Genomic DNA, 3628 nt, shown 5'->3' with positions numbered 1-3628 from the left:
GTACTATATCCATCCGCACCACATGGCCCGGCGCCACACCACAGGATGTAGAAAAAGAAATTGTCATTGAGCAGGAAGAATACCTGCGCGCCATTCCCGGCCTGCAACGGATAGTCTCCACCTCCTCTTTTGGCCAGGCGAGGGTTGAACTGGATTTCCCTTTCGGTATTGATCTCAATGAAACCTTAATCCGTGTTAATAATGCCCTGTCCCAGGTTCCTTCCTATCCCAATAACGTCGACGAACCGCGCATCTATGCCTCTTCATTTTCCGCCAATTCCTTTATGTACTTCCGGGTTGCGCCACTAAAAGATAATCCACGCAACCTGGATATGGTCTTGATGCAGGATTTTATTGATGACAATGTCCGACCACGCATGGAAAGCGCGCCCGGTGTTTCCTCAGTGAATGTCTATGGTGGCGCAGAAAGGCAGATACAAATTCTCATTGATCCGGCACGTTTATCCGAACGTAAAATTTCATTAACGGATGTACGTAACGTTATCAGGGATCGCAATCGCGACATATCCGGCGGCGAAATTGAATCAGGCAAACGCCGCTACTTATTGCGCACCATTGGCCGCTTTAAAGACATTGAGGACTTACGCCAACTGATTCTCGACCGTCGCGGCGATTCTGTTATTCGCCTGGGCGATGTGGCGGATATCCAGATAGATCACTCGGAGCTGTCACGGATTTCTTATACCGATGGTGCTCCGGTCATCGGCATGTCAGTGCGGCGCCAACCCGGTTCCAATGTTATCGACATCAAGAATGCATTGATGGCAGAAATGGAGGCCATTAATTCCGAGCTACTCAATCCTGCCGGTATGTATATGCGTCTGATCGCTGATGACGTCGGATATGTGCAGGAGTCCATTAAAAACGTCTGGCAGAACCTGACGCTCGGTGCAATACTGGCGAGCCTGGTTATGTACCTGTTTCTCCGTTCTGGCAGGGCAACATTGGTCGGCGTGATGGGTATTCCGGTTTGTACGATCGCTGCGTTTATTGGACTGCTGGCAACCGGCCGTACCGTTAATGTTATTTCCCTGGCCGGCGTGGCATTCGCCATTGGCATGACGCTCGACAATGGCATTGTGGTTCTGGAAAGTATCGAGCGTGAACGCCGTAAAGGCATGGATAGACTGCGCGCCGCAATCTCCGGTGTACAACGGGTCTGGCCTGCGGTACTGGCTTCCACTTTAACCACGGTGCTGGTGTTTGTACCCATACTGTTTATTCAGGAAGAAGCGGGACAATTATATTCGGATATTGCTATTGCCATATCTGCATCGATACTTACCTCCATGCTGGTCGCCATCGCGGTTATCCCCACTGCCACAGCACACCTGCAATTTCGTTCCGATGGCGCAGCAGCTGACGAACAGAAGAAAGGCGCCCGTTCTCGCATTACACATGGTATTAACTACCTGATTGAGAACACTGGTCATCGCGTCACTATTATTGCCTTAGTCGTCGCTATCAGTGTTGCAATATTTATGTATTTAACACCAGCGGCGGAGTACCTGCCAGAAGGTGAAGAACCCAAAACCTTCGCCTCCTTGAGCTCACCGCCTGGTTATAATCTCGAAACCATGGCGAAGATAGGATTTGAATTGCAGGATTACTTTATGCAGTTCCTGGACGATACACCGGAGCAATTTATAAACGGTGAAACCAAAGTTCCTGCCATGGCTTATTTCAACTTAAGTATTGAATCGCGCCGCATCAGAATTATTTCTCAGCCCAAGGACCCGTCACAGATCAAAGCGTTAATGAAAGCCATTCATGACAAGTACAGGGAATATCCTGCCATGCGTTCTTTTGTCACGCGGGGTTCCATCATCACCAGTAATTCGGGTGGCACGCGTAGCATAAACGTCGATATCTCTGGCCCCAACCTGTCGGATATTTACAGCTCTGCGCTAACAGTTTATCAACGTGCGCAGGAAGTTTTCGATTCACCTCGCATACGGGCAAATCCCTCAACATTATCCTTATCGCAACCACTGGTAGAGATACAACCCGACTGGACCCGCGCCAGTGAAGTGGGTATGAATACCCAGGAATTTGGTTTTACTGTTGCCGCACTTACCGATGGCGCATTTGTCGATGAGTTCTTTCTCGATGACGACAAGATTGACATCTACTTATATAGCAAAGCGGGGAAAAACGCGTCACTGGAAAGCCTGAATCAAATGACCGTTTACACACCTATCGGTGCTATCGTGCCATTGTCGTCCATTGCCAATATAGTAGAAACCGTTGATACCAATCGCATTCGACGCCTGGACGGAAAACGCACCGTTACTCTAAATATCATTCCACCTGATAATGTAGCACTGGAAACCGGCGTCGATATCGTTAGGAAAGATGTCGTTAATTACTTGCGTGACTCCGGCGAAATCCCCAGCAACATCACCATGGGAATTTCCGGTGCCAGTGACGCATTACAGGCAACACGTGAAGCCTTAACCACCAACTATATTGTCGCAATCATTATTATTTATCTGTTACTGGTCGCCATCTTTACCCATTGGGGTTACCCACTGTTAATTATGACCACCATTCCCCTGGGTGTTGCCGGCGGCATATTCGGCCTCTGGATTTTTAACTTTGGTGGCGACTGGTTATTTCCCCTGCTCGGACTTGAGGCTACACATTTGTCGTTTGACATGATATCCATGCTAGGCTTTCTCATTTTAATGGGAACTGTGGTTAACAATCCCATTCTCATCGTGCACCAGGCCATGACAAATGTACGCGAACTGAAAATGGACGCCATGCAAGCAGTGCGTAATGCAGTCGATCTACGTTTACGTCCCATCGCCATGTCAACACTTACCACCGTATTTGGGTTAGCACCATTAGTGTTTATTCCCGGCGAGGGAACCGAACTATATCGAGGAGTCGGTGTGATTGTCATGTTTGGTTTATTGGGAACCGCTGTCGTAGCATTGACCTTTCTGCCTGCCTTAACGGTCATCGCACTTAAACTGGCTCATCCTGGCAAGTAGCGTAATATCCACCATTTTCACGTTTAGCTCCTTAATAGAATCAGGGGAGCGTGAAATGACAACAAACCGCGATCAATCTTTAACCGACAATTGGGGTTAAAATATAATTGTTTCTAATATTTGTTTTTGCTCAGCCAAAGCCATTCCCTGCACCCTTCCGCCGTTAGCAAAACATCGAAAATATTTCTTTCTCAAGACGATCGAAAAATATCGTTTGAGTTCCCCTGTAGAAATTCTAGTATATGTTCGATCGCAAAAAGTAACTTTGCGAGGGAAAGCAAATAACAGTTAACAGTTTTGCCTGGTCCGGTTGCCGTGTTTTTAGAGAAGGCCAGTGACTCGTGACTGTTTAACAATTTAGAAAGGAGATGTGGATGACCACAATCTTACGTGTTTCTTCCAGAAAATCTCGGGCGTTAAGAACATCGACGCGGATACTATTCCTGTTGATCGGGTTTAGTTTGATCGTCATGGAAATGGCTTTTCCACCGATCAAGCCATTGTGGATGGTGATGGGATTTTTCCTTGCCGCCGTACTGATTCTATTTTCGATGATGGGTTTATCCCCTCGATTGAGAGTCAGTGGTTTTGGAGAAGTATTGAATAAT

At 47.5% G+C, this 3628-nt stretch carries 2 protein-coding genes; both read left to right on the top strand.

Features of this window, described 5'->3' with window-relative positions:
* The coding region (locus ACWVCM_RS13635) for an efflux RND transporter permease subunit (RefSeq protein WP_455202311.1) at window positions 1–3020 on the top strand (3020 nt) is incomplete at its 5' end.
* Window positions 3021–3394: 374 nt separating this feature from the next.
* A partial coding sequence (locus tag ACWVCM_RS13630) for a hypothetical protein (protein ID WP_455202310.1) occupies window positions 3395–3628 on the top strand: 234 nt, incomplete at its 3' end.

The organism is Kaarinaea lacus (genome assembly GCF_975902315.1).
The sequence above is the reverse complement of the archived record's forward strand: the minus strand, read 5'-3'. Positions and strand labels throughout refer to the sequence as shown.